Below are 26,758 nucleotides of genomic sequence, written 5' to 3' on the forward strand. Positions count from 1 at the left end.
TCATTTGAACAAAACATATCAAGTGCGGATCGTGTTATCTGTTCTTGCATTTATTTTAATATTAAGCTGGGATTTCTTTTATTATCTAGGCGGCTATCAAATTAATTGGCCGCTCGATCTAGCCTTTACAGTCCTTGTTCTAACAGGGATCTGGGTTGTCTCAGGCTATGTAGACCGCTTAAATCTATTTGTGTCAGACTTAAATACGAGAGAGAAAGAAGCACACGAACTGACAGAGCGGCTGAATCGAATCACAGATAACTTGCAAGAAATCGTCTTTGAAACAAACGAAAAAGGTGAAATTATTTTTTTAAATCAAGCATGGACACAAATGACAGGCTATGACATTGATGAATGTCTAGGCACCATGTACAATCAGTACTTTGATCAAGAGGAACGCGTGGTGCAGCATTTGTTATCTGTGATCAAGGAGCATAAAGATGCGGGGCGGGTAGAACTGCAGCTTCTCCATAAAGAGGGAAAGAAGGTATGGGGAGACGTTCATTACAAGCTCTATTTTGATGAGCATCACCAGTTTACCGGAGGAATTGGAACAGTAGCTGATATTACAAAACAAAAGCAGGCAAAGCTTGAGCTTGAAAGATCCAATCAGCAATTGCAAATGCAGGCGCAAAAGCTGGCCGTCGCTGGACAAATAGCCGCTGGAATCGCCCATGAAGTCAGAAATCCACTGACATCAGTAAATGGTTTTTTACAGCTGATGAAGACACAATATCCTGAAAGAACCGATTATTTTGACATTATCTTCTCTGAAATTAAACGGATTGATTTTGTTTTAAGTGAGCTGCTTGTATTGGCTAAGCCTCAAGCGGTCCATTTTCAAGAAGTTCAGCTTCATGAGCTTCTAGAACAAGTGATTACTTTATTAAAAACAAATGCCGTTCTTTCAAATATTGATCTCAAGCAGCCATTTAAAAGGCAGGATGCCGGTGCAATCCTAGCAGACGCTAACCAAATGAAGCAGCTGTTCATTAATTTAATCAAAAATGCGATTGAGGCAATGCCAGAAGGTGGCAGCATATACATATCTACAGAAAAAGTATTGAATGAATGGAAGATTACCATTCAAGATGAAGGAAAAGGGATGTCTGAAGAAGATATTCAAAAAATATATGACCCTTTCTTTTCCACGAAAAAAGAAGGGACAGGGCTTGGTCTGACCATCTGTGCGACAATTTTAAAAGATCATCACGGAAGAATGGACGTGTCTAGTGAGCTTGGAAAAGGCACAGCTTTTCATATTTATTTGCCTGTGTGTCAAAAAAGCAGACAGCAGCAAGTTGAGAGGACGTGAAGTCATGACGATGAAAGCTTTATTTGTATATGGGACGCTTTTGCAGCATGAAGAGCACCACGAAGCGTACATTCATCCAAGCAGACTAATAGCTAAATCTGCTTGGATGAATGGAAGAATCTACGATACAGGTCAAGGATATCCAGCGTGTGTTTCCGCAGAAAAAGGCACTGTATACGGGGAATTGTACGAGGTAACCGCTGACACGTTGAATAAGATAGACGCACTAGAGGAAGGGTATGACAAGCAGGAAATCAATGTCATGACGGATCAAGGTCAGGTAGCAGCCATGACATACATTTTGCCAGAGCAGAAGGCATCAGCACTGAAAGAAATAAAGAGAGGGTGCTGGAAAGCTTATAAACTGTGGCATGAGAAGCCATCATCCTTTTATTATTTTGCCTATGGCTCCTGTATGGATGATGCTAGATTTAAGCTCGCAGAAGTCGATCATCACTTCAGACAAATCATCGGCGGTGGTGTACTAAACGGTTTTACTACGAGATTTACATTGGTGAGGCCAGATGGATCAAGAGCTGATATGGTAGAAGACGGCGGCGAAACAGAGGGTGTATTATATGAAGTTCCTTTTGATGCCATTCGTTATTTGTATAAACGAGAGGGAGTATATGAAGGCACATATCGTCCAGCTTTTGTCGATGTCAAAATAGGTGATCAAATTTATGAGGACTGTTTAACCTTTCTTGTGCTTCAAAAGAGCGAAGAAATCGCTCCGCCAGCTCATTATCGCAGTGAAATCGAAAAAGGAGCAGACCTTTACTTAAGTGAAGCGTTCCGCAAAAAAATTCGTTCCCATATGGATTCATTAATCAAACCGTAGTAAAATGCATGGTAAGTGAGATAAAAGGAGTCTGAACATGAAAAAGGAATATGCAGTCATTGGTCTTGGACGCTTTGGCGGAAGTATTTGCAAGGCGCTGAGCGAAGAAGGACTTGAAGTCATGGCGATGGATATGAATGAAGATCGAGTAAACGAGTACGCGAAAATTGCCTCACATGCGGTCATTGGTGATTCGACGGACGAAAACGTTTTAAAAAATCTTGGTATTCGCAATTTTGATCATGTCATCGTTGCAATCGGTGAAAATATTCAGGCAAGTATTTTAACAACGATTATGCTGAAAGAGCTTGGCGTCAAAATGGTCACCGTGAAAGCGCAAAATGACTACCATGAAAAGGTGCTCAACAAAATTGGAGCGGATCGCATCGTTCATCCAGAGCGAGATATGGGCAGACGGATTGCACATAAAATCATTTCAAATAACGTGCTTGATTACCTCGAGCTGTCAGATGAGTACAGCCTGATTGAGATTGTGGCAAACAGCAGGCTGGCGGGACATTCTCTTTTAGATCTTGATATACGGGCAAAATACGGCATCAACATTGTGGCCATTAAGCGCGGAAAAGAAGTCATTGTTTCCCCGCTGGCAGATGAAATGATTCAAAAAGAAGATATCCTCATTGTCATTGGGGCAGTAGCCGATATAGGACGCTTTGAAAAACGAGAAATGCAAAACGATTATTAAGCACTCCGATGACGGGGTGTTTTTTTTACATGAATGTGTTCATGACAGGTGGACATTGAGACGGAAATTGACACTGAAAAGGGTTGCTTTGTTCATGTATAACCGCAAAAATGAATCATCTTATTTTTCGTGCAATTATCACTATTCAGAAATAAAAATCAGTGTTTTGATATGGTTGATTTTCTCTAAATGTCATTGACTGGACAAACAGATTCGTTTACGATAAGAAACATTATATTGTTTATTTGGAGGAGGCAGTGTCGTTGGATAAGGAGCTTTTCAGACATCAAATTGAGGTAGCAGCAAAGAGAAAAAAAGCAGCCCTCGTGATTAAACATGCGAAAGTCATGGATGTGTTTAACCAGGAATGGATAGACGCTGATGTCGCTGTTGAAAATGGACAAATAGTCGGGATAGGGGAGTACGAGGGAGAACAGGAGCTTGATGCAGCAGGTCAAATGCTTGTGCCTGGTTTTATTGATGGCCACGTTCATATCGAGTCTTCAATGGTTACCCCTGCTGAATTCTCCAAAGCTGTCGTTCCGCGCGGTGTGACAACTGTCGTAACAGATCCGCATGAAATCGCCAATGTGTCAGGTATAACAGGCATCCAATTTATGCTGGAAGAAGCGAGAAAAGCTGCCTTACATATTTATTTCATGCTGCCATCCTGTGTACCGGCAGTCAGTTTTGAACGATCAGGTGCTACATTAATAGCCAAAGATTTAAAGCCTCTTTATCAAGAAAAGGAAGTACTTGGTCTTGCTGAGGTGATGGACTATGTCGGTGTGGAGCAGGCAGAAGAAGATATGCTTCAAAAGCTGCTTGATGCCCAAAACGAGAATAAACTGATTGATGGCCATTTAGCAGGCTTAACAGATCGTTTAATCAACGTCTACCGGACGGCCAATATCCAAACAGACCATGAGGTGACAACTGCACAGGAAGCCCTTGAGCGTGTGAAAAGGGGCATGTATGTGATGCTGAGAGAAGGATCTGTTGCCAAAAACGTGAAAAATGTTTTACCCGCTGTCAATGAAAAGAATGCGAGACGCTTTTTCTTTTGCACAGATGATAAACATTTGGATGATTTAATGGCACAGGGAAGTATTGATGAGCAAGTACGGATGTCCATAAAAGAAGGCTTAGATCCATTTTTAGCCTATCAAATGGGAAGCTTAAATGCCGCAGAGTGTTTTGGTCTTAAAACAAAGGGAGCCATTGCACCAGGCTATGATGCTGATTTTATGCTTGTCTCGGACTTTCATCATGTAGACATTACAAGCGTATTTATCGCAGGTGAATTGGTTGCACAGAACGGAGAGTACAAGCCGAGTGTCGAAAAGATCGCACCAAGCCCAGCATTATTACAATCTGTTCATGCAGTAGATGTTCAAGAGGAAGACATTGCACTACCTATCACGGGCGATCAACATATGAATGTGATCCGTATTATTCCGAATCAGCTTGAAACAAAGTTAGAACAAGTCTCTCCTTCAGAAATGAACGGACAATTTACAAGTGATACAGGCAGAGATGTATTGAAAATGGTGCTTGTTGAACGTCATCAAGGTTTATCTGAAATGGGCGTAGGGATTGTCAGCGGCTTCGGCATCAAACAGGGCGCGATTGCAACAACGGTTGCACATGATTCACATAACTTAATTGCAGTTGGCACAAATGATGCTGATATCATCAAAGCGATTGAGGCGTTAAAAGAAGCAGGCGGCGGTTTGACTGTTGTTAAAGAAGGGCGTTCTCTTCATACGCTGCCATTACCGATCTCTGGTTTATTGTCAGATCAGCCGGCACATCTCGTCAATGAAAGCCTTCATACACTTCATGAAGCGCTTAAAGAAACAGGTTTTACCTTAGACTTTAATCCGTTTTTGACGCTGTCCTTCTTGGCACTTCCAGTCATTCCTGATGTGAAAATGACGACAAAGGGCTTGTTTGATGTCAGAAACTTTCAGCACCTCCCAATTCAATCATAAAAAGTGAGAAACCGCATGTTATATATGCGGCTTTTTTCAATACTGATGAAAAAAAGAGACACAGCCAGTCGGCTCGTGTCTCTTTTTGTGATTACACTTCCATAATAATCGGTAAGATCATTGGGCGGCGTCTTGTTTTTTCGTAAAGGAAAGGAGCAAGTGTGTCCGTAATTTCGTTCTTAATTTCCGACCACTGAGTTGTCTTACGTTCCATTACTTTTTCAAGATGCTTTGAAATGAGATCTTGTGCGTCGTTGATGAGGTCTCCAGATTCTCTCATGTAGACAAAGCCTCTTGAGATGAGATCAGGACCAGCAGAGATTTTGAATTCTTTCATGTCCATGCTGACGACCACAATGACAAGACCTTCTTCAGAAAGAATGCGGCGGTCTCTTAAGACGATATTCCCGATATCGCCAATTCCGCTTCCGTCGATATACACGTTACCTGATGGAATTTTGCCAGCGACACTTGCTTCGTCACCTTTTAGTGCAAGTACTTCACCGTTATCCATGATAAAGCAGTTTTCCTCAGGAATTCCGCAATCATTCGCAAGTTTAATATGCGTTTTTTGCATGCGGTATTCACCGTGAATCGGCATAAAGAATTTTGGTTTAATTAAACGGAGCATCAGCTTTTGTTCTTCTTGTCCGCCATGACCAGATGTATGAATATTATTAAGTGAGCCATGAATAACCTCAGCGCCAGCACGGTACAGCTGGTTAATGGTGCGGCTTACGCTAATATTGTTACCTGGAATCGGTGAAGAAGAGAAGACAACAGTGTCTCCAGGATTAATCGAAATCTGGCGGTGAGTGCCGTTTGCAATACGAGAAAGAGCAGCCATCGGCTCACCTTGGCTCCCAGTACAAAGAATAGTCACTTTGTTTGCTGGTAGACGGTTGATTTCATTATGTTCAATGAACGTGTTTTTTGGACATTTAATGTAGCCAAGGTCTTGTCCAATATCAATGGCAGACTCCATACTTCGTCCAAACACCGCAACTTTTCGGCCGTTGGCAACAGCGGACTCGATCACTTGCTGAAGTCTGTGAATGTTTGAAGCAAACGTAGCAAAGATAATACGTCCGTCGACTTTTCTAAAGATGTCATCAATGCTTTCGCCTACGCGTCTTTCAGACATCGTAAATTCTGGAATTTCACTGTTTGTACTATCGGATAAAAGACATAGAACGCCTTCTTTCCCGATTTCAGCCATTTTTGTTAAGTTGGCAGGTTCGCCAACAGGCGTAAAGTCAAACTTGAAATCACCTGTATGTACGATGTTACCAGGAGGTGTCTTCACGACAATTCCATAAGAATCTGGAATACTGTGTGTAGTTCTAAAGAAAGACACAGCTGTTTTTCTGAATTTAATGGTATCTTCTTCTTCATAAATGTGAAGTTTTGTTTGTCTCAAGAGACCGTGCTCTTCCAATTTATTACGAAGTAGGCCGATTGCGAGTTTGCCGCCGTAAACTGGAATATTCACTTGTTTGAGAAGGTAAGGGATACCGCCGATGTGGTCTTCATGTCCGTGAGTGATGAAAAGACCTTTGATTTTATCTTCGTTTTTAACTAAGTACGTATAGTCAGGGATGACGTAGTCAATTCCAAGAAGCTCATCTTCAGGGAACTTAATACCAGCATCAATTAAAATGATTTCATCTTGAAATTGAACGCCATACGTGTTTTTACCGATCTCGCCTAAACCGCCGAGCGCAAAAACTGCCGCCTGATCGTTTTTTACAAATTTCATTCCTCTCATAGCTCCAATACTTTAAAATTTTCACTTTCTCGTTCATAGTCTAAAAAAGCACCGTCTACAGGCTGAATGAATTCAATGTTGTAGCTATGTTTTTTCAACTTATCACGTACGTCTCTTTCAGAAACTGCTTCAACGTATAGTGAATCTGTGTGTTCTCTTACAGGTACCTCAGTAGTACTTGCCTGAAAAAATACCTTATATATCATCCAAATCTCTCCTTAAATACCGTATGTTACACTCGCTATTTCTATTATATTAAAAAAACGCGCATAAGAAAAGTCTCTGAGAAAAAAGGACCTTCAGCAAATGTGCGGAAGATCCTTTTAAGCGATCGATTTTTTACGAAGCATGTCCTTCCATTGTCTTCTAATTTTCTTGCGCAGACGACGAAGCATCGCAGGTCGCCTCCTTTCGAATTGAAGTGAGATTAGACCTTGTATTCCGTTCTCTCTTTATACTTGTATTATATGACGTTTCCATTGAATGTTACATGGTTATATGTGGGAAATAGGCGTTTTCATAGGAAGTGGTTTCGAAAGCAGAAATCTTTCTGTATGATGAAAGGGAGTGGGTATACATAACAAGAGACAGGAGACGGGATATGAATAAAAAAGTCATCTTCTTTGATATCGACGGTACTTTATATGATCATGATAAAAAAATACCTGAATCAACGAAGCGAGCGGTTCGTTTATTAAAAGAAAAAGGCCATCATCTCTTCATTGCATCTGGGCGTTCGCCTTTTTTAATTAAGCCTATTTTAGAGGAATTGGGGCTTGACTCCTTTATAGCTTATAACGGTCAGTATGTCATGTATGAGGGAGAAGTCATTTACGGCAATCCGCTTAAACTGGAGCTAATGGAGCAAATTTATGAAACAGCGGATCATCATGATCATCCGCTTGTTTTCATGGGGGAAAAAACGATGAAGGCTTCTGTGCCAAATCATCCGTTTATCCATGAGGGGATTGGGACTTTAAAAACAGAGCATCCTGAACATGATTTATCTTACTTTAAAGAAAACGAGATTTTTCAAATGCTGTTATTCTGTAAGGCAGAAGAGGAAGTCCAATACGAGGCGTTCCGCGAAGAAATTGATCTTGTCAGATGGCACGAGCTGTCAACAGATGTCTTGCCAAAAGGCGGATCGAAGGCTGAAGGCATTAAACGAGTTATCGAAAGACTGCCTTACGAGCAAAAGGATACCGTTGCCTTTGGAGACGGTCTGAACGATCGAGAGATGATTTCGTTTGCTGGTACAGGCGTCGCCATGGGAAATGCTGTGAATGAACTAAAAGATTTGGCTGATTTTGTGACAAAGCCAGTAGATGAAGACGGCATATTCCATGCAGTGACTCATTTAGGCCTGATTGAAGAATAAAAAAAGAAGACCCTTAGGTTATTGGGTCTTCTTTTTATTTTATGATCTGCCGATCGCAACAGAGTTGTCAGGCTCAGCGAATGGCTGATCCTTTTGAATATGATCATAAAACATAATGCCGTTTAAATGGTCGATTTCATGCTGAAACACAATGGCCGGAAACCCTTTTAGGCGAATATCAATGTCTTCTCCTTCAAGCGTTGTACCCTTCACCCTGATCTTTTGATATCGAGGGACAAATCCAGGAATGGCTTCATCAACAGATAAGCAGCCTTCACCAGTCGTTAAATAAGCTCTTTTGACGGAATGACTGACAATGCGCGGGTTGAAAAGGGCATAGCTGTATTCCACTCCATCTTCATCCTCACAGTGAACAGCGATCATTCGTTTACTGACATTAATTTGCGGAGCCGCGAGTCCAACACCGGGTCTGAGTCCATACTTTTCAGCCATGTCAGCATCCTGACTATTTTTAACGAATTCAATCATGTCAGCTAAATGCTGTTTGTCCTCTTCTGTCGGCGGGAGCTCGACCGCTTCAGCTGTTTGTCTTAAGACGGGATGTCCGTCCCGTACGATATCTTCCATGGTAATCACAAATCTTCACTCCTATTTCCTTTGTATGTAAAGTATATAAAATGATACACAACATATGCAATGAAATAAAGAAGACCGGTCCTATGAGACCGGTCAGAGGCTTAAACAGCCATTAGCAGCAGCCGCCACCGCCGCCTAAGAATGCTGCGCCAACGATGATTAATAGGATGAAAAGGACAACGATTAAAGCGAATGTCCGTCCACCGCCGTATCCGTAGCCACCGCCATAACTTGGGTAACAACAGCCACCGCCATATCCACCACCGTATCCATACCCGTAACCGCCGTATCCACCATACATACTTCCATGACTATAATTAGACATACTTTTGACCTCCTTTGGAAATACACTCGGCCTCTCATAAGTGAAGGCGAAGCGTGTAATATAAACTATGTATGAATGCACTATTTGTATAGTCATGCGCCTATCACTTGAAAAAAATCTTCTTCGGCTCCTCAAAATGACCTCTTTCCTTGTCACAAACGCCTATAAAAATTATAGTGGTATGTGGAGAGTAAAGGGGGAACCTTGTGATGAGACAGATAAGAAGAAGCATGAAAGCAGGTGCTGCTTTAGCGGGGATATGTACCCTTTTGCTGGCGGGGTGCGGAGGTCAAAGTCCATTTCATGATATGCAAGATGCGATGACGAAAATGAGCGAAAAAGAGGCATCCTTTGAAAAAGAGCAAGGCGCACTGCAAAGCTATGAGAAAAAAGAGCAGCAGCTCTATAAAAAAATGATTCAAACCACAAAGGATCACACTAAAACAGTGAAAAGCCTTTCTGATCAGGCGTTAGCATCTGCTGCGAAACGAGAAGAACATTTGAAAACAGAAAAAGACAGCATGGATGAATCGAAAAAAGAATTGAAAACGGTCAAGGAATCTGCGGGACGTATACAAGATACGAATTTAAAAGAAGAAGCAGATGAAACGGTCAAATCGCTTGAGAAAAGATATGCGTCGTATGACCAGCTTTACAAGGAATATCAAAAGGCGTTGAAACAAGATCAGCATTTATATCAATCTTTAAAAAAGAAGGACTTAGGATATAAAGAGCTGAAATCCAAGCTGAAGACGGTGAACCGTTCTTATAGCAAAGTCAGAAAAGAAGGTAAAAAGTTCAATCAATATACAAAGCAATTGAATGAGCATAAACAGGCTTTGTCTAAAGTGGCAGATCAAGAGTCCAAAAAGAGCTGAAAAAACAGCTCTTTTTTTATTTTTCGACAAAAACAAACATTTTCTATTGTAGTACAGTAGTACACACTATACTAGTACAGTTCGATGTGTTTGTTAAACAGATTGATACAGCTCACCATAAAAAGTAAAGCGAATACATTTATTTAAATAAAGCCGTTAAATCAATTGACGGACTATTTTTCTTGTTGTAAACTAGTCCTTGTTAACAGAAGTTGTATTAGTTATTTGTGAACTATCGTTAATACAGTTAGAAGAACTCAAAAACGAGCGATCATCTTATGTTTCGACAACGATCCTAGTGGCTATTAAATACAGGAGTCATATGTGTATTTTGGGTTATCCTATATCTGTATGTATAAATGGATTCACGACAAATTGACTGTTAAAAGAAAGGAAGAGGTGACTTTAGAATGGCTGCAAAAACAAAAAAAGCAATTGTTGATAGCAAAAAGCAATTTGATGCCATCAAAAAGCAGTTTGAAACGTTTCAAATTTTAAACGAAAAAGGCGAAGTCGTAAACGAAGCGGCAATGCCAGATCTCTCAGATGACCAATTAAAAGAATTAATGCGCCGTATGGTGTTTACACGAGTATTAGATCAACGTTCAATTTCATTGAACCGTCAAGGACGTCTTGGCTTCTATGCGCCAACAGCTGGACAAGAGGCTTCTCAGCTTGCAACTCACTTTGCACTTGAGAAAGAAGATTTCATTCTTCCAGGATATCGTGATGTACCACAATTAATCTGGCATGGCCTTCCATTAACAAAAGCGTTCTTGTTCTCTCGTGGACACTTTGTTGGTAACCAAATGCCTGAAGATCTGAATGCACTTTCACCACAAATCATTATCGGTGCACAAATCATTCAAGCTGCTGGTGTAGCTCTTGGTTTGAAAAAGCGCGGTAAAAATGCTGTTGCAATCACTTACACTGGTGATGGCGGAGCTTCACAAGGTGATTTCTACGAAGGTATTAACTTTGCAGGGGCTTACAAAGCGCCAGCGATTTTTGTTGTCCAAAACAACAGATATGCGATCTCTACTCCTGTTGAGAAGCAATCTGCTGCGCAAACAATTGCACAAAAAGCGGCTGCAGCTGGTATCGTAGGCGTACAAGTTGACGGTATGGATGCATTAGCTGTATATGCAGCAACTGCTGAAGCTCGTGAGCGTGCTGTAAATGGCGAAGGTCCAACATTAATCGAAACTCTTACATTCCGTTACGGCCCACATACAATGGCTGGTGACGATCCAACAAGATATCGTACAAAAGAAGATGAAAACGAGTGGGAGCAAAAAGATCCATTGGTACGCTACCGCAAATTCTTGGAAAACAAAGGCCTATGGTCTGAAGAAGAAGAGAATAAAGTCATCGAAGATGCAAAAGAACAAATCAAACAAGCGATCAAAGAAGCTGACGAACAGCCTAAGCAAAAAGTCACTGACTTGATTGAAAATATGTACGATGTGAAACCATTCAACTTAGTTGAACAGCTTGAAATTTACAAACAGAAGGAGTCGAAGTAAGCCATGGCGCAAATGACAATGATTCAAGCGATCACTGATGCGTTACGCACAGAACTGAAAAATGACGAAAACGTTCTCGTTTTCGGAGAAGACGTTGGTAAAAACGGCGGCGTATTCCGTGCGACTGAAGGATTGCAAAAAGAGTTTGGTGAGGATCGTGTATTCGATACACCACTTGCTGAATCTGGTATTGGCGGTCTTGCAATTGGCCTTGGACTACAAGAATTCCGCCCAGTAATGGAAATTCAATTCTTCGGATTCGTTTACGAAGTATTAGATTCTGTTTCTGGACAAATGGCTCGTATGCGTTACCGTTCTGGCGGACGCTGGCATTCTCCAGTGACAATCCGTTCTCCATTCGGCGGGGGAGTTCACACACCTGAGCTTCACGCTGATAGCTTAGAAGGTCTTATCGCACAACAGCCTGGTATCAAGGTGGTCATTCCTTCAACACCTTACGATGCAAAAGGACTATTAATTTCTGCAATCCGCGACAATGATCCGGTTGTATTCCTTGAGCATATGAAACTTTATCGCTCTTTCCGTCAGGAAGTTCCTGAAGAAGAGTACACAATTGAAATCGGTAAAGCTGACGTGAAACGTGAAGGTTCTGACCTTTCAATCATCACTTACGGTGCAATGGTTCACGAATCACTTAAAGCTGCTGAAGAACTTGAAAAAGAAGGCGTTTCTGCTGAAGTGATCGACCTTCGTACAGTAAGCCCGCTTGATATTGAAACAATCATCGCTTCTGTTGAAAAAACAGGTCGTGCGATCGTTGTTCAAGAAGCACAAAAACAAGCTGGTATTGCTGCAAACGTAGTAGCTGAAATCAATGACAGAGCAATCCTTAGCCTAGAAGCACCAGTACTTCGTGTAGCTGCACCTGATACTGTATTTGCTTTCTCTCAAGCTGAGACCGTATGGCTTCCAAACCATAAAGATGTGCTTGAAACAGCTAAGAAAGTTCTTGAATTTTAATTAAATGACTGAGGGGAAAAGAATTTATTTCTCTTCCCCTTTATCAATTACAAGACCGTGTAAACATACACAACAAGGATTCAACAAAATCTAGGAGGCGAAAAACAGTGGCATTTGAATTTAAACTTCCGGACATCGGAGAAGGTATCCACGAAGGTGAGATCGTTAAGTGGTTTGTAAAACCAAACGACGAAATTAATGAAGATGACGTTTTAGCAGAGGTACAAAACGATAAAGCAGTTGTAGAAATTCCTTCACCTGTTAAAGGAAAAGTATTAGAATTAAAAGTTGAAGAGGGAACAGTTGCAACTGTAGGACAAACAATCATTACGTTTGATGCACCTGGTTACGAAAATCTTCAATTTAAAGGCAGCGAAGAAGAAGGCGAAGCAAAAACTGAAGCTCAAGTACAAGGTACTGCTGAAGCTGGTAACGAGCCAGAGAAGAAAGAAGTGGCACAAGAAGAAGCGGCAGCAGCAACTGGTGCAGGTGCACAAGAGCAAGTAGATGCTGATCCAAACAAACGCGTTATCGCTATGCCATCTGTACGTAAATATGCTCGCGAAAAAGGCATTGAAATTTACAAAGTTGCAGGTTCTGGTAAAAACGGACGTGTGTTAAAAGAAGATATCGACAGCTTCGTTAATGGTGGTTCTGCAGCTCAAGAAGCAGCACCTCAAGCAGCTGAAAGTGCGAAAGAAGAAGCAGCTCCTAAAGCGGCAGCAGCTCCAGTTCTTGAAGGGGAATTCCCAGAAACTCGCGAGAAAATGAGCGGAATCCGCAAAGCAATCGCGAAAGCAATGGTAAACTCTAAGCATACAGCTCCTCACGTAACATTAATGGATGAAGTTGATGTAACGAACCTTGTTGCACATCGTAAACAATTCAAACAAGTTGCAGCTGATCAAGGAATCAAGTTAACTTACTTGCCTTACGTTGTAAAAGCTCTTACTTCTGCTTTGAAAAAGTACCCAGTACTTAACACTTCTATCGATGATAAAACAGATGAAGTTGTTCAAAAGCATTACTACAACATCGGAATTGCAGCTGATACTGAAAAAGGCCTGCTCGTTCCAGTTGTGAAAAATGCAGATCGCAAAGCTATTTTTGAAGTGTCTAACGAAATCAACGAGCTTGCAACAAAAGCACGTGATGGTAAATTGGCTCCAGCTGAAATGAAAGGTGCATCTTGCACAATCACAAACATCGGTTCTGCTGGTGGACAATGGTTTACTCCAGTCATCAACCACCCAGAAGTAGCGATCCTTGGTATTGGCCGTATCGCTGAAAAAGCGGTTGTTCGTGATGGCGAAATCGTTGCAGCTCCAGTCTTAGCTCTTTCCCTAAGCTTTGACCACCGTATGATCGACGGAGCTACTGCGCAAAATGCCCTTAACCACATCAAGCGTTTATTGAATGATCCACAATTAATTTTAATGGAGGCGTAATGTCATGGTAGTAGGAGATTTCCCAATCGAAACAGATACTCTTGTCATCGGTGCAGGTCCTGGCGGATATGTAGCTGCTATTCGTGCTGCACAGCTTGGACAAAAAGTAACAATCGTTGAAAAAGGAACACTTGGCGGTGTATGTCTAAACGTTGGTTGTATTCCTTCAAAAGCATTAATCAATGCTGGCCATCGTTTCGAAAATGCTAAGCATTCTGAAGACATGGGTATCAAAGCTGAAAACGTAACAGTTGATTTCACAAAAGTTCAAGAGTGGAAAGCTTCTGTTGTAAACAAATTAACAGGTGGAGTTCAAGGTCTTCTTAAAGGAAATAAAGTAGACATCGTTAAAGGTGAAGCTTATTTCGTAGACAGCAACTCTGTACGTGTAATGGATGAAAATTCAGCACAGACGTACACTTTCAAAAATGCAATTCTTGCTACTGGATCTCGTCCAATTGAATTGCCTACTTTTAAATACACAGACCGCGTGATCAACTCAACTGGTGCTTTAGCGCTTAAAGAAGTACCTAAGAAGTTAGTTGTTATCGGTGGTGGATATATCGGTACTGAGCTTGGTACTGCTTATGCAAACTTTGGAACAGAAGTTGTCATCCTTGAAGGTGGAGACGAAATCCTTCCAGGTTTCGAAAAGCAAATGAGCTCATTGGTTAAACGTAACCTGAAGAAAAAAGGAAACGTTGAAATCCATACAAACGCTCTTGCAAAAGGCGTTGAAGAAAAATCTGATGGTGTCACTGTTACTTTCGAAGTAAAAGGTGAAGAAAAAACAGTTGATGCTGATTACGTACTTGTTACTGTTGGTCGTCGTCCAAACACAGATGAGCTTGGTCTTGAGCAAGTTGGTGTTGAATTGACTGACCGCGGAGTTGTCAAAACAGACAAACAATGCCGTACAAGCGTATCTAACATCTATGCAATTGGTGACATCGTTGATGGACCACCACTTGCACACAAAGCTTCTTACGAAGGTAAAATTGCAGCTGAAGCAATCGCTGGAGAGCCAGCTGAAATTGATTACCTTGGTATTCCTGCTGTTGTATTCTCTGAGCCAGAACTTGCAACTGTTGGATACACTGAAGCAGAAGCAAAAGAAGAAGGAATCGACATCGTTGCAGCGAAATTCCCATTCGCAGCAAACGGACGTGCACTTTCTCTTGACGCAACTGATGGCTTCATGAAAATGATCACTCGTAAAGAGGATGGTCTTGTGATTGGTGCACAAATCGCAGGTGTTGGCGCTTCTGATATGATTTCAGAGCTTAGCCTTGCAATCGAAGCTGGAGTGACTGCTGAAGATATCGCAATGACAATTCACGCTCACCCAACTTTAGGTGAAATTACAATGGAAACGGCTGAAGTAGCAATTGGAAGCCCAATCCATATCGTAAAATAATGAACTTATTAAAACCCTCTCCATCAAGGAGAGGGTTTTTTTGAGCGCTGCATGAGAAAAACCCCTCATTTCATGAGGGGGCTATTTCATATGGATATATAAGTGCAAGGTGAAGCCATTAATTTGTATTCACGCGGTCTAAAGCGTGGCATAAAGGCGATAAAATATCCTCTTTGCTGCTGACATTTCCTTCAACCTTCACAATGACTTTTTCATTATTTACAAGTAAAATAGCCGGCAATTCGTCTACTTCATTTTTCCAGCCTTTACGATCTTCTTTCACAATCATCTTTGACATTTCCTTCGGGTATTCATTCTTTAAATCGAGGACTGCATCATAATAAGGACTTTCTTTATCAAGATTTTCTGCATCTGTAAAAAAGAGAATTCTTGGTTTTTGAATATGACTGACTTGGTCTGTCTGATTCGGTATGATATACGCAAATGAGCATGAACTAAGTACAAAGAGCATGGGGAATATAATGAGAAGTGTCCTCATAAAATTCAATCTATTCACCTCAAAATCCTTTGGGGTTGTCCCAACATTTTTAGGAGCTGGTTACCTGTTAGTCACTCTAGTGTATCATGTCCTTTTTGACAATTTTCGATTGTTACTCAATTGTTACAGAATTGATATGAAGCAAAATACAATTGAAACGTTCCCTCAATATGATGAGAAAATAGCACATATTCATAAAAAATAATTAAATGTGTCATACAATTAACCGTTGACAACTTAAATGTGACATCATATTATAGAAGTATGAAATAGATTAAACGCTTTCAAATATTGAATGAAGAAAAGGGGAATGTACGTGGGTACAATTATTTGTCAAGATTGCAATGAGACCATTGATCAATTTGAAAATGAAAAAGTGACAACACTATACGGAACGTGTGGTCACTGTCATTGCTGTGATGAAGCCTCTGAATAAATAAAAAAGCATGCAGCTCCATTTGGGGCTGCATGTTTCTTTTTTATAAAATTGGTTTTTGTTCTTTGATGACACGGATCATTTCTAGCGTTGAATCTTCTGGTCCTTGGACAGGGAGACCAATTTCAATGTTTTTAAAGATATAGGAGATATTTTCTTCTGTGATAATCTCTCCTGGTATAAAAATAGGTATGCCTGGCGGGTACACCATAACAAACTCTGCGATGATGCGACCCGCTGCTTCTTTAAACGGAACCACTTCTGTTGTGGCGTAAAAGGCATCACGCGGCGTCATGGCAAGCGATGGAATCTCAGGAAGCAGGACTTCAGTTACCGCTTGTGTGCCGCTCTCACTTGTAGAGGTTGCGGCAATGTCTTTCATAGCCATTATAAGCGTATCGATTGTTTCATCAGAATCACCAGGGGTCACAATACATAAAATGTTGTAAAGGTCAGAAAGCTCCACTTCAATCCGGTAGCTTTCTCTCAACCATTTTTCGACATCATGGCCATTGAGGCCAAGGTCTTTAATTGAAATAATTAATTTCGTTGGATCATAATCATACGTAGAAGCTGAACTGAGTATTTCCTTGCCAATACACGTAATGCCATCAATTTGATTCAAACGGTTTCTCGCTGATTCAGCTAAACGGATGGCTTCATCTGCTAGTGCCTTTCCTTCAGTGGCTAATCGCTTTCGAGCGACATCAAGTGACGCCAAGAGCAAATAAGAAGTAGACGTTGTTGTCAGCATGCTTAAAATCGATTGCACGCGATCTTTTGAGATAAGCCCTTCCTTCATATTTAAAATAGAGCTTTGGGTCAGGGAACCGCCGAGTTTGTGGACACTTGTTGCTGCCATGTCGGCACCTGCCTGCATGGCTGATAGCGGGAGCTTATCATGAAAATGAATATGCACGCCGTGTGCTTCATCAACAAGGACAGGAACATGAAATGAATGGGCAATGTCTACAATCGATTTTAAGTCTGCTGAAACGCCAAAATACGTCGGATTAATCACAAGCAGACCTTTTGCATCTGGGTGCTCTATGAGTGCTTTTTTCGCTGATTCTGGTGTAATGCCGTGAGAGATGCCAAGCTCTTTGTCTATTTCTGGGTGAATAAAAACAGGAACTGCGCCAGAAAATACAATCGCGGACATAATCGATTTATGGACGTTACGCGGAACGATGATTTTATCTCCAGGTCCGCATACGGTCATCACCATTGTCATGATGGCGCCGCTTGTTCCTTGGATACAGAAAAACGTATGGTCAGCACCGAAGGCTTCAGCAGCTAGATCTTGTGCTTCTTTTATCATTCCTCGAGGTGAGTGTAAATCATCAAGAGGTTCTATATTAATGAGATCAATGCTTAATGCATTGTCGCCAATGAATGCTCTAAATTCAGGGTCCATTCCGGCTCCTTTTTTATGGCCAGGAATGTGAAATTGAACTGGATTGGTTGCTGCGTGTTTTTTTAGTCCAGTGTATAAGGGTGTATCATGTTGTGACAATTGCTTTCCCACCTTCGTCGAAATACCTGCTATTATTGTGCCAATAACGACAGATTTCATTGCATAAAACAAAAGAATTATATTATGAACTGATCGGAATGTAAAGCATAAAATCAATCGGTTTCTGATCGAACAGATGCTATAATAAAAGTTCAAATAAGAAATGAGTGTTAAAGTGAGGGACAAGTAAATGGAATATCAATATCCAATGGACGTCGACTGGACGACAGAGGAAAAGATTGCGGTTATTTCGTTTTTTCAAGCTGTTGAAAAAGCCTATGAAAAAGGAATAGCGAAGCAGGAGTTATTAGATACTTATAAACGCTTTAAAGAGATTGTGCCATCAAAAGCAGAAGAAAAGACGCATTGTGCAGCGTTTGAAAAGGAAAGCGGGTATTCTCCTTATCGTACAGTGAAAACGGCAAGAGAAGCAGAAGAGTCCGCCATTATACGTATGTAAGAAAAAACGAGCCTTGGTGGGCTCGTTTTTTTATACAGATTGTTTTTGTGTAAAGCGGTATAGATAAGTCAACGTGCGGAAGGCATCTTCGATTTTTGATAAAAATTCTTCATTATTCATTTGAACGACTTCTTCTCTAGGCAGCTGAATACCGCAAAGGAGCTCGGCTTTTTTCACCGTTTGGACACGTTCAAACAGCGTTTTTAGCTGTTCTGCATCGAGTTCGCTGTGACGCATGACATCTGGTTTCATATGATCTTTAGACCAAACAAAATCTTGCGGTATTTTCTTCTGAATGGTATCTAGTTCTTTTTCGAATAACTGACCATATTCGCCTTTCACAGGAGATTCATAAATGAGAGCAAACCATACAAAGACATGTGTTTTCCAAAGCCCAATTTGAAAATGAGGGAGTTTTTTATACCCACGCTTGCTGTTTGCAAAAGCAACCCACGTATCATTTGGCGGATTGACTGATCTTCTAGCATGCTTTGCGACGTGTACAAACATTTCGTCTCCTGTAATAGAAGAAAGAAGTGGTGCAAAGTGTTCTCCAAGTGCCTCAAGCTTTGGACGGACTCTTTCTTTTAATACGGTCATTCGTTCATCTAAACCGTCAACTGTAAATGTCTCAAAATCTTCATCTCTAAAACGCATTTCACTCATAGTATGCCTCCTGTATTCTTTCGCTGATCATATTTTATCATAGCTTGGGTTAAGCTCAAAAAAAGATGCACCGTCATGTCAAAGATTGTAGAGGAAGTAGGGCAGCGTTTAAAAACAACGATTTTGTGGTACATAACAAATAGGTAAAAACACAATTTTCAGAATGTCGTTGCGGTTATGCGATCGCTTCATACGATATAAGCAAGAACCAATTCTCTTATCGATTGAATTTTTTATCAATGAAAACTGACAAGGAATGAATCATTCTCTGGAAGGGGCGTTGACCAAATGAAGCAAATCGTGAAGCAGGGGTATAGACAGGAGAAGAAGAATCGCATCGCTGTGTGGAGATTAGAGGTGGACTATGAGCTTTCTACGCTTCATGAAGCCATCGAGCAAAAAGATGACATCCAAATCGAACGCAGCAAACGAAAGCTTGAGCGCCTAAGAAAAGAATGGGAGCAGCTTAAAGGGTAAAACAAGGTGAGGTAAAAACGAACCAATTCATCGGTTCGTTTTTGTATGAAGCTGCTTTTTTCTTGCTTTTACGCACATAATATCAGTATGCTATTACAAATAGGTATTACATAGAAAAGAGGTTTACAGTCTGATGACAAACTGGGTGGAAATTGACCGTCTTGCAAAGCTTTGGGTAAAAGAAGCAGGAAGCCGTATTAAAGCGTCCATGCAGGAAGGTCTATCAATTGAAACAAAATCAAATCCAAATGATCTTGTCACAAATATCGATAAAGAAACAGAACGTTTTTTCATTGAAAAGATACAATCGACATTTTCAGATCATCATATTTTAGGTGAAGAGGGACAAGGGGAAGAAGTGACCTCACTGGATGGAGTCGTGTGGATCATTGATCCAATCGATGGCACAATGAACTTTGTCCATCAAAAACGCAACTTTGCCATTTCAATCGGGATATTTGAAAATGGCATTGGGAAAATCGGTCTCATTTATGACGTCATTCATGACGAGCTTTACCATGCGATCAAAGGAGAAGGGGCTTATATGAATGATACCCTGCTTCCTCCATTAAAAGATGTAGCGATTGAAAAAGCCATTGTTGGCATTAACCCGACCTGGGCGATCGAAAGCCCTTATTTTGATGCTAAACCGTTCGCCCGCCTTGTGCGTGATGTGAGAGGGACGAGAACGATTGGATCAGCTGCACTTGAGCTCGCTTATATCGCAAGCGGCAGAAGTGACGCATACGTCACGTTAAGGCTTGCGCCGTGGGATTATGCAGCGGGCTGCGTACTGCTTGATGAAGTAGGGGCAGTCTACTCAAATATACACGGAGAACACCTAACGTTTCTAGACAAAAACAGTATCGTCGCCGGAAATCGATCCGTTTGTGAAAAAATCTTGCACGATTACATAAAAGGCAGTGGAAATAAAAAATAAACCAAATCACTTCATGAGAATGAAGTGATTTTTTGTATTTGATGAAACTTTTTGGAAAGAGAAATGTCTATACGAACGAGGCCTTAATTTGATGTAAAGGATTGTTTATTAATGTTTGATTTGTTTAGTGATTTATCGCTCCATTTTGAAAGGTATTTTATTTTAAACGAGTACAGTATCCGCATCATTCAATGGTGTGTACTTGGACTATTTGTTCTTTTTATTACACTTCCTATATGGAAAGAAAAGAAAAGTGGTTATGTATTTTATGCTGGGCTTGTATTAAGAGTAGTCCTGCTAGGCGGAATGACACTTGAAATGAGCCACCAAGTCCTAGCTAGACAGTATACGATTGAAACATTTGAAGTGCTGACGGATTTCATGCAATTTCTCATCTATGGGTATGTCTTGCTTGCATCACTGTACTATGTTATTACTCTTCCTTATTTAAAAAATAAAGGTATGTTTTTTGCTTTTGATTTATCTGTATTACTTCTGCCTTTATGTCAAACAGTGTTTATTGTGTTTGCTGAAAGCAAAAAGTTCTTTCTTAGCGGTGATACGGGGCTAGTATGGAGAGATATGATCACCATTTTGGCTATGGCTTGCTTTGCCGCTTTGCTGCTGCACCTTTTCTTTCGCTTGTTTTGGCACTGGAAGTGGAAGGAATTGCTTTTATTCTATGGTTTGATTTTTGCAGCCTTGCTTTATATATTTTATCCTTCTATTTCGAAGTATGAGCTTCAATCTACATTTAAATCGATTGTCATTTTAGTAGCAGCAGCAGGAAGCTTTATGACGATTTATTTGTTATATGCTTTACTACGGGACAAGGTGAGATTAAGGAAGTGGGGCGCTGGTTGTATAGCTGTCTTTTTTCTGCTATTACTCAATCCGATTGTCAATATTCCTCATACCATGTTCCAATTCACCAAAACGGAACTGGTAGATACATTTTCAGAAGAATATCGCCCTTTATCAGCAGTAAGTGCAAAAGCATTCGCTTCAAAATTTGTCCCAGAGGATCAATCGCTGTATTTAAATGCTAGTCTTCAGCCTATCCCTTATCATTACGTGTTTGCAGATGATCAGTATGAAGTGAATATTTCTGCGTTTACAGGCGAATTAAGCGGTTATTCTTATCGAGGTCGTTTAGAGGGAAAGGAACTAACCGATAAAGAATATAGAAAAAAAACCATTGAATTTTTTGAAAGAAGCGGGCGGTCAATCGATCTACAGCGCATTCAATTAGCTGTAAAAAAAGAGGACGGAGAGACGGACGTTCTTCTTCTGCCAAAAATGTCTCAGAATGAAGAGGACAGTTTAGCGTTTGCCACCTGGAAAAAAGGGACGCTTCGACAAGCGCAATACGTAAACGCCATCTTTCAATTAAAGGATATAGACGGAATCCATTTAACAGAAATGGAGATAAAAAATAGGATCAACAGTATTTATAAACATTTAAACCTAAAGTCGCCAGCTTATCAAATCACAGGCATTGATGAATTCTATTTTGATTGGCAGCATGAAGTGAGGGTCACAACAAAAGATCAATCGGAGTTTCTGTTTAATGGCTCAACAAAAGATATCATCAGCTTCAAGTTGTCAAAAACGCTTCTTCAACAGAAAAAAGAGAACGTCAGCGATGAAGATTTGTTAAAGCTCATAGAGAAAAAGCCAGAAGACGTGAAGAAAAAGACAGGTACTAATGAAACCAAACAGTATACATTTAATCGATCCTCTCATCTACTGCGTGTGTTTAGAGATCATGATGGAATTGAACTGAGGCTGGAACCAGTGTCCTCTATACCGGATGTTGTATCGTATAAAGATCGTGATGAAGTCTATCAACAAGTATTAAAAAATGAGAAACCATCTATGATTTATAAAAAACAAATAAAACCAGTTAGAATGATCAACAAAGAAGGGGACATGGACAATTCATGGCTAGTCATTATTCAAACCTTTGGATCAAATGAGCGTAAAATTTATGAAGTAAATGGACGAACAAAAGAGGTGCACCGTTTTGACAGATAAAGAAAAACAAGCCATCTTTCAAGACTTATATGAACTGTATCAAGAAGGGGAGCTGGGTGACGAAGCATACAGCTGGATGAAGTCACATGAGCAGCAATTTCAGCATGTTGTCATAGGGAATAAACAAGGTTCAGCACTGATTGAAGATCAGAATGACTATAATGAGTTAAAACGCATGAAGGGGTTTATTTACTCGTTATACTTCTTTTTCATTGTCTTATCGATTTGGATGACTGTGTGGTTTTATTTCTAATGTCCAGAACAGCTGATCAAATTGAAAAAATCTATGAAGAATATTTTCAGGAAATCACCAAATATCTATATCGGCGGACAGGGAATATGGAAACGGCCAAGGATCTTGCGCAAGATGTATTTATGAAGGCTCTACATGGTTTATCATCTTTTAAAGGACATTCTAGTGTGAAAACATGGCTTTATACCATTGCTTATCATACATTTGTGAATGACTATCGCCGAAAAATCAAATGGACATTTACGAATGTAGAAGAGGTTGATTACTTAGAGCAGCAGTCCTTTTTGACACCAGAGGACCACATCGAAACACAAGCTGACATTCAAAGGCTGTGGCATCATATCAATCAGCTGAAGGATTCATACCGAGAGGTCCTTATTTTAAGAGATATTCAGGAATTGTCATATGAAGAAGTAGCTGAAATTTTGAATTGGACTTTATCTAAAGTCAAAACAACCCTTCATCGAGCGAGATTAGAGCTGAAGCGAATGCTACATTGTGAGGAGTTCAATACATGAGCTGTTATTTGATCGAAGAATTGTTACCCCTTTATATAGAGGGAGACACAAGTGCGGGTACCAATAAAATAATAGCCGAGCATCTACAAACCTGCGAGAGCTGCCGGCAACTTTATCAAGAGATGAGAGAACCAATCATTCTTATCCAGACACCTGATCTCATGCCATATATAGATGAAAAGGAAGAAAAAAGAAAGTTCGAGAAGCGCTATTATGGCAAGTTAATATACCGAGCAAGCATCGTGTTTGGTTTAGGGTATGTGATGATGATCATTCTTTATTGGCTGAAATAAAAAACCCCCATCTGGGCGATCCAGATGGGGGTTTTCGAGCTTAGCTTAATTTTTCTTTAGCAATTTGAATGGCATCATAGACCGATTTTAATTGCTCTTGAGGAATTTTCTTCAGCATTTGGTTAAAAACAAGTAATTCAGTAGAGCTGAATCCAATACCTTTTGCGATTTTTGAATCAATGACAACATTACCTTTTTTGTCTAGAACAAGTGCATCACCAGCAAGGTCAGCAATTCTGATCACTGATTTCAACAGCTTTTCAAATTTAGCTGCTTCTTCTTTTGTAAGACCAAGTTCAACAGCTTTCGCTGCATCAAAAACCAATTTTCCTTTTTCGTTTTTAGTGATGCTTTCACTGAAAACGATTGTCAGAACAGCTGCGCGATCTAAGAATTTCTCAGCAGTCGCCGCTTCTTCTTCAGTTAGTCCGAGCTCAACAGCTTTTTTCACATCAAATGTGTAGTTGTTGTCTTCCTCAACAAATGAGTTGATGAGAATGTTGATGACACGCTCGTTTTTCTCCAATAATTCTTTAATGACTTGCTGCTGCTCGAAAGGAATCCCTTTGAAAGTTGCAGCGCTTGCTTGCCCAGGAGCTACTGTTGTGAAAGTAAGAATAATAGCTAAAGCGAAAAATACAACAGAGCTGAGCGATTTGCTCAAAATCTTCTTCATGCTTCTTTTCTCTCCCTTTTCTGTTAAATTTTGTTGCAAGAACAGCATATCACGAGAAACTTTGTGGAAGAATAGGAAAATTGTAACTTTCTGTTTGATTTTGGAGAACTATAAACGTTATTGTCGAAAGATGGAGAGGTTCAGATGGCTTACTTTTGCCAAGCCTAAATGATATGTTCTGTCTTTATACACGACCTTTCATAGGTGGTTGGTCTTGTTTTTACCCAAAATAAAAGCCTTCTACATATAGAATGTAAAAGGCTTTTGAGAAATTTTATGATTGCACGTTTAATTTTCTTTTTAATGTAAATCCTGTACCCATGAAAATCATGGCAAACACAATACTTAAACAAATACCCAGCACGTTTTTTTCTGCAAGAGTTACCCCAATAAACGCCATACTGACAACCGCAAGTAATGCACATAATAATAGAAGCCATTTGATTTGTTTCATTTGTCCCCATCCCTTTTTTTTAGAGTTAATATAAGTTTACAGAAAAACGATCGGCATTTAAAGGGGATTGTGATATAATATGAAAGTTATCTAATTATTTTAGGAGATGAAAATGTGAAACTTCGAAAAGATCTTCGCAACATCGCAATTATTGCCCACGTTGACCATGGTAAAACGACGCTTGTTGACCAATTGCTCCATCAAGCTGGTACTTTCCGTGCGAATGAAAATATCGCTGAGAGAGCCATGGATTCAAATGATTTAGAGCGAGAGCGCGGTATTACGATTTTAGCTAAAAATACTGCGATCCATTATAAAGATACACGCATTAATATTTTAGATACACCAGGACACGCCGATTTCGGTGGTGAGGTTGAGCGTATCATGAAAATGGTAGATGGTGTACTTCTCGTTGTGGATGCTTATGAAGGCTGTATGCCTCAAACACGCTTTGTGCTGAAAAAAGCACTTGAGCAAAACTTAACACCAATCGTTGTTGTCAACAAAATTGACCGCGACTTTGCTCGTCCGGCTGAAGTAGTCGATGAAGTAATCGACTTGTTCATTGAATTGGATGCAACAGAAGAACAGCTTGAATTCCCAGTTGTCTATGCATCAGCAATCAATGGTACAGCAAGTAACGATGCGAGCAAGCAAGATGAAAACATGGAATCTTTGTTTGAAGCCATTGTTAACCATATCCCTTGCCCAGTTGATAACCATGAAGAGCCGCTTCAATTCCAAGTGGCACTACTTGATTACAATGATTATGTTGGAAGAATTGGGATCGGCCGTGTATTCAGAGGAACAATGCAAGTAGGACAGCAAGTAGCCTTAATGAAAGTTGACGGCAGTGTGAAACAATTCCGTGTGACGAAGATTTTTGGTTTCCAAGGGTTAAAACGAGTGGAAATCAACGAAGCGAAAGCAGGAGATCTTGTTGCTGTTTCTGGAATGGAAGACATCAACGTAGGTGAAACGGTTTGTCCAGTTGAACACCAAGAGGCTTTGCCAATCCTTCGTATTGATGAGCCGACACTTCAAATGACGTTTGTTGTTAACAACAGCCCATTTGCAGGCCGTGAAGGGAAATACGTAACATCACGTAAAATCGAAGAGCGCTTAGAGCAGCAGCTTCAAACAGACGTCAGTCTTCGTGTAGATCCAACTGCTTCACCTGATGCGTGGGTTGTATCTGGACGCGGAGAGCTTCACTTATCCATTCTTATTGAGAATATGAGACGTGAAGGATTTGAATTACAAGTATCGAAGCCAGAAGTTATTGTAAAAGAAGTTGACGGTGTTCGATGTGAGCCTGTTGAACGCGTTCAAATTGATGTACCAGAAGAGCACACTGGCTCTATCATGGAATCAATGGGCGCACGAAAAGGTGAAATGATTGACATGATCAATAATGGTAATGGTCAAGTTCGCCTGATCTTTACAGTGCCTTCACGTGGTTTAATCGGATATACAACTGAATTTCTTTCATTAACTCGTGGTTTTGGTATTTTGAACCATACGTTTGACAGCTACCAGCCAATGCAGTCTGGTCAAGTCGGCGGACGCCGTCAAGGAGTTCTTGTTTCAATGGAAACAGGTAAAGCGACTGCTTACGGAATCCAAGGCGTTGAAGAGCGCGGTGTGATCTTCGTTGAGCCGGGTGTTGAAGTATACCAAGGAATGATTGTTGGTGAGCATAACCGTGAGAACGATCTTGTTGTCAACGTAAGCCGTATGAAACAACAAACAAACGTGCGTTCAGCGACGAAAGATCAAACGGTGAGCATGAAAAAACCACGTATTATGTCACTTGAGGAATCTCTTGAGTACTTGAATGAGGACGAATACTGTGAGGTTACACCTGAATCAATTCGTTTAAGAAAGAAAATTTTAGATAAAAACGAACGTGAGAAATCAGCGAAGAAGAAAAAGCTAGCAGGATTATCTTAATTCCATGAAGAATTAAAGAGATAGAACCCTGAAAGATAAGGGGAGGGAATCTTTTTGAATGATCAGGAAGTAAGTGAAAATCTATCCTTTTTCGCGATGCTGTTTCGTGTCGATGAAAATCCGCAAACAGGGATGTGGCTCCTATATGGCACCATCCTTGTTTTAGCGATTATTGTTTTTAAGCTCGGCTTTGCTAGACGTTTACCGATTTTAAAAGCGCTCGTGATTTACTTGTTTTTGATTTTTGGCTGCACGTTTCTCACATTTCTAGGAATCTTCCTGCCAGTAGCGGAAGGCCTAGTTGTGGCAGCTGCCATTTTGATTATTTATAAAATACGGCTGCATCGTGCGAAAAAAGAAGGAACAGTGAATACGTAAAAAAAGACCTGAACATGTGTCAGGT

At 40.5% G+C, this 26,758-nt stretch carries 29 protein-coding genes; 20 read left to right on the top strand and 9 right to left on the bottom strand.

Annotated features, from left to right (window positions below; genetic code table 11):
* The first annotated feature begins 4 nt into the window (after nt 1–4).
* The 4 genes from MHH41_RS06905 (at nt 5) to ade (ending at nt 4,856) form a co-directional block, all read left to right on the top strand.
* Nucleotides 5–1,315: an ATP-binding protein gene (locus MHH41_RS06905; protein ID WP_335365015.1), complete on the top strand. Its 1,311-nt coding sequence runs from the start codon at nt 5–7 to the stop codon at nt 1,313–1,315.
* 4 nt (nt 1,316–1,319) lie between these two features.
* Entirely contained in the window at nt 1,320–2,156 is an 837-nt protein-coding gene (locus MHH41_RS06910) for a gamma-glutamylcyclotransferase (RefSeq protein ID WP_340865993.1), read from the top strand.
* 37 nt (nt 2,157–2,193) lie between these two features.
* Complete coding sequence (locus tag MHH41_RS06915; protein WP_003211815.1) at nt 2,194–2,862, top strand: potassium channel family protein; 669 nt, start codon at nt 2,194–2,196, stop codon at nt 2,860–2,862.
* Between the two features lie 263 nt (nt 2,863–3,125).
* Entirely contained in the window at nt 3,126–4,856 is a 1,731-nt protein-coding gene (gene ade, locus MHH41_RS06920) for an adenine deaminase (protein ID WP_106029766.1), read from the top strand.
* Between the two features lie 91 nt (nt 4,857–4,947).
* On the opposite strand, the gene rnjA is transcribed toward ade, so the two are convergent.
* Both rnjA and MHH41_RS06930 read right to left on the bottom strand, forming a co-directional pair.
* On the bottom strand, nt 4,948–6,615 hold the full coding sequence (gene rnjA, locus MHH41_RS06925) for a ribonuclease J1 (protein WP_003212511.1): 1,668 nt from the start codon (nt 6,613–6,615) through the stop codon (nt 4,948–4,950).
* A 5-nt stretch (nt 6,616–6,620) separates the two neighbouring features.
* Complete coding sequence (locus MHH41_RS06930; RefSeq protein WP_003211882.1) at nt 6,621–6,830, bottom strand: DNA-dependent RNA polymerase subunit epsilon; 210 nt, start codon at nt 6,828–6,830, stop codon at nt 6,621–6,623.
* A gap of 395 nt (nt 6,831–7,225) precedes the next feature.
* On the opposite strand from MHH41_RS06930, the gene MHH41_RS06935 reads away from it, so the two are divergent.
* A complete protein-coding gene (locus MHH41_RS06935; RefSeq protein WP_003211252.1) occupies nt 7,226–8,005 on the top strand; it encodes a Cof-type HAD-IIB family hydrolase in 780 nt (259 codons plus the stop codon).
* A 39-nt stretch (nt 8,006–8,044) separates the two neighbouring features.
* On the opposite strand, the gene def is transcribed toward MHH41_RS06935, so the two are convergent.
* On the bottom strand, nt 8,045–8,602 hold the full coding sequence (gene def, locus MHH41_RS06940) for a peptide deformylase (RefSeq protein ID WP_137054685.1): 558 nt from the start codon (nt 8,600–8,602) through the stop codon (nt 8,045–8,047).
* Nucleotides 8,603–8,714: 112 nt separating this feature from the next.
* A complete protein-coding gene (locus tag MHH41_RS06945; RefSeq protein WP_041816227.1) occupies nt 8,715–8,903 on the bottom strand; it encodes a YjcZ family sporulation protein in 189 nt (62 codons plus the stop codon).
* A 233-nt stretch (nt 8,904–9,136) separates the two neighbouring features.
* Here MHH41_RS06945 and MHH41_RS06950 point away from each other — a divergent pair, with 233 nt between their 5' ends.
* The 5 genes from MHH41_RS06950 (at nt 9,137) to lpdA (ending at nt 15,177) form a co-directional block, all read left to right on the top strand.
* Nucleotides 9,137–9,805, top strand: coding sequence for a YkyA family protein (locus tag MHH41_RS06950; protein ID WP_268458729.1), 669 nt, complete (start codon nt 9,137–9,139; stop codon nt 9,803–9,805).
* A 410-nt stretch (nt 9,806–10,215) separates the two neighbouring features.
* On the top strand, nt 10,216–11,331 hold the full coding sequence (gene pdhA, locus MHH41_RS06955; RefSeq protein WP_003211678.1) for a pyruvate dehydrogenase (acetyl-transferring) E1 component subunit alpha: 1,116 nt from the start codon (nt 10,216–10,218) through the stop codon (nt 11,329–11,331).
* A gap of 3 nt (nt 11,332–11,334) precedes the next feature.
* Nucleotides 11,335–12,312 carry a pyruvate dehydrogenase complex E1 component subunit beta gene (gene pdhB / locus MHH41_RS06960; RefSeq protein WP_003211433.1) on the top strand — a complete coding sequence of 326 codons (978 nt, stop codon included), beginning with the start codon at nt 11,335–11,337 and terminating at the stop codon, nt 12,310–12,312.
* Nucleotides 12,313–12,419: 107 nt separating this feature from the next.
* On the top strand, nt 12,420–13,760 hold the full coding sequence (locus tag MHH41_RS06965; RefSeq protein WP_003211261.1) for a dihydrolipoamide acetyltransferase family protein: 1,341 nt from the start codon (nt 12,420–12,422) through the stop codon (nt 13,758–13,760).
* Nucleotides 13,761–13,764: 4 nt separating this feature from the next.
* Complete coding sequence (gene lpdA, locus MHH41_RS06970) at nt 13,765–15,177, top strand: dihydrolipoyl dehydrogenase (protein WP_003211097.1); 1,413 nt, start codon at nt 13,765–13,767, stop codon at nt 15,175–15,177.
* A 118-nt stretch (nt 15,178–15,295) separates the two neighbouring features.
* Here lpdA and MHH41_RS06975 read toward each other — a convergent pair whose 3' ends face one another.
* Entirely contained in the window at nt 15,296–15,676 is a 381-nt protein-coding gene (locus tag MHH41_RS06975; RefSeq protein WP_223250645.1) for a hypothetical protein, read from the bottom strand.
* 316 nt (nt 15,677–15,992) lie between these two features.
* Between MHH41_RS06975 and MHH41_RS06980 the strand changes: the two genes are divergently transcribed.
* Nucleotides 15,993–16,112, top strand: coding sequence for a GapA-binding peptide SR1P (locus MHH41_RS06980; protein ID WP_003212464.1), 120 nt, complete (start codon nt 15,993–15,995; stop codon nt 16,110–16,112).
* 43 nt (nt 16,113–16,155) lie between these two features.
* Here MHH41_RS06980 and MHH41_RS06985 read toward each other — a convergent pair whose 3' ends face one another.
* A complete protein-coding gene (locus MHH41_RS06985) occupies nt 16,156–17,628 on the bottom strand; it encodes an aminotransferase class I/II-fold pyridoxal phosphate-dependent enzyme (RefSeq protein WP_340865998.1) in 1,473 nt (490 codons plus the stop codon).
* Nucleotides 17,629–17,818: 190 nt separating this feature from the next.
* Between MHH41_RS06985 and MHH41_RS06990 the strand changes: the two genes are divergently transcribed.
* Complete coding sequence (locus tag MHH41_RS06990; protein WP_050945118.1) at nt 17,819–18,088, top strand: UPF0223 family protein; 270 nt, start codon at nt 17,819–17,821, stop codon at nt 18,086–18,088.
* Between the two features lie 30 nt (nt 18,089–18,118).
* On the opposite strand, the gene MHH41_RS06995 is transcribed toward MHH41_RS06990, so the two are convergent.
* Entirely contained in the window at nt 18,119–18,754 is a 636-nt protein-coding gene (locus MHH41_RS06995; protein WP_050945117.1) for a DUF1054 domain-containing protein, read from the bottom strand.
* A gap of 288 nt (nt 18,755–19,042) precedes the next feature.
* Between MHH41_RS06995 and MHH41_RS07000 the strand changes: the two genes are divergently transcribed.
* From MHH41_RS07000 to MHH41_RS07025, 6 genes are all read left to right on the top strand, one after another.
* The gene (locus MHH41_RS07000; RefSeq protein ID WP_003211901.1) at nt 19,043–19,231 is read left to right on the top strand and encodes a hypothetical protein; all 189 of its coding nucleotides are present in this window, start codon (nt 19,043–19,045) and stop codon (nt 19,229–19,231) included.
* A gap of 133 nt (nt 19,232–19,364) precedes the next feature.
* Entirely contained in the window at nt 19,365–20,171 is an 807-nt protein-coding gene (locus MHH41_RS07005; protein ID WP_340866000.1) for an inositol monophosphatase family protein, read from the top strand.
* Nucleotides 20,172–20,282: 111 nt separating this feature from the next.
* Nucleotides 20,283–22,208: a hypothetical protein gene (locus MHH41_RS07010; RefSeq protein ID WP_309216629.1), complete on the top strand. Its 1,926-nt coding sequence runs from the start codon at nt 20,283–20,285 to the stop codon at nt 22,206–22,208.
* Nucleotides 22,198–22,461, top strand: coding sequence for a hypothetical protein (locus MHH41_RS07015; RefSeq protein ID WP_126741232.1), 264 nt, complete (start codon nt 22,198–22,200; stop codon nt 22,459–22,461). Before MHH41_RS07010 ends, MHH41_RS07015 begins: the two co-directional genes overlap by 11 nt.
* Nucleotides 22,461–22,979, top strand: coding sequence for a sigma-70 family RNA polymerase sigma factor (locus tag MHH41_RS07020; RefSeq protein WP_205688519.1), 519 nt, complete (start codon nt 22,461–22,463; stop codon nt 22,977–22,979). The genes MHH41_RS07015 and MHH41_RS07020 overlap by 1 nt, the downstream gene beginning before the upstream one ends.
* Nucleotides 22,976–23,272 (top strand): anti-sigma factor family protein, encoded by a 297-nt coding sequence (locus tag MHH41_RS07025; RefSeq protein ID WP_137054679.1) that lies wholly within the window; start codon nt 22,976–22,978, stop codon nt 23,270–23,272. The genes MHH41_RS07020 and MHH41_RS07025 overlap by 4 nt, the downstream gene beginning before the upstream one ends.
* 40 nt (nt 23,273–23,312) lie before the next feature.
* Here the strand turns inward: MHH41_RS07025 and MHH41_RS07030 are convergent, their stop codons facing one another.
* Together MHH41_RS07030 and MHH41_RS07035 are read right to left on the bottom strand one after the other, a co-directional pair.
* A complete protein-coding gene (locus MHH41_RS07030) occupies nt 23,313–23,948 on the bottom strand; it encodes a hypothetical protein (protein ID WP_044142020.1) in 636 nt (211 codons plus the stop codon).
* 274 nt (nt 23,949–24,222) lie between these two features.
* Nucleotides 24,223–24,402, bottom strand: a complete 180-nt coding sequence (locus tag MHH41_RS07035; RefSeq protein WP_003211596.1) for a DUF5325 family protein — start codon at nt 24,400–24,402, stop codon at nt 24,223–24,225.
* A gap of 114 nt (nt 24,403–24,516) precedes the next feature.
* Between MHH41_RS07035 and typA the strand changes: the two genes are divergently transcribed.
* Both typA and MHH41_RS07045 read left to right on the top strand, forming a co-directional pair.
* Nucleotides 24,517–26,355, top strand: a complete 1,839-nt coding sequence (gene typA / locus MHH41_RS07040) for a translational GTPase TypA (RefSeq protein ID WP_003212439.1) — start codon at nt 24,517–24,519, stop codon at nt 26,353–26,355.
* A gap of 96 nt (nt 26,356–26,451) precedes the next feature.
* Complete coding sequence (locus tag MHH41_RS07045) at nt 26,452–26,733, top strand: YlaH-like family protein (protein ID WP_044334035.1); 282 nt, start codon at nt 26,452–26,454, stop codon at nt 26,731–26,733.
* Nucleotides 26,734–26,758 lie beyond the last annotated feature (25 nt).

The sequence above is a fragment of the Bacillus sp. FSL K6-1145 genome (genome assembly GCF_038003425.1).
GTDB classification, from domain to species: Bacteria; Bacillota; Bacilli; order Bacillales; family Bacillaceae; genus Bacillus; species Bacillus pumilus.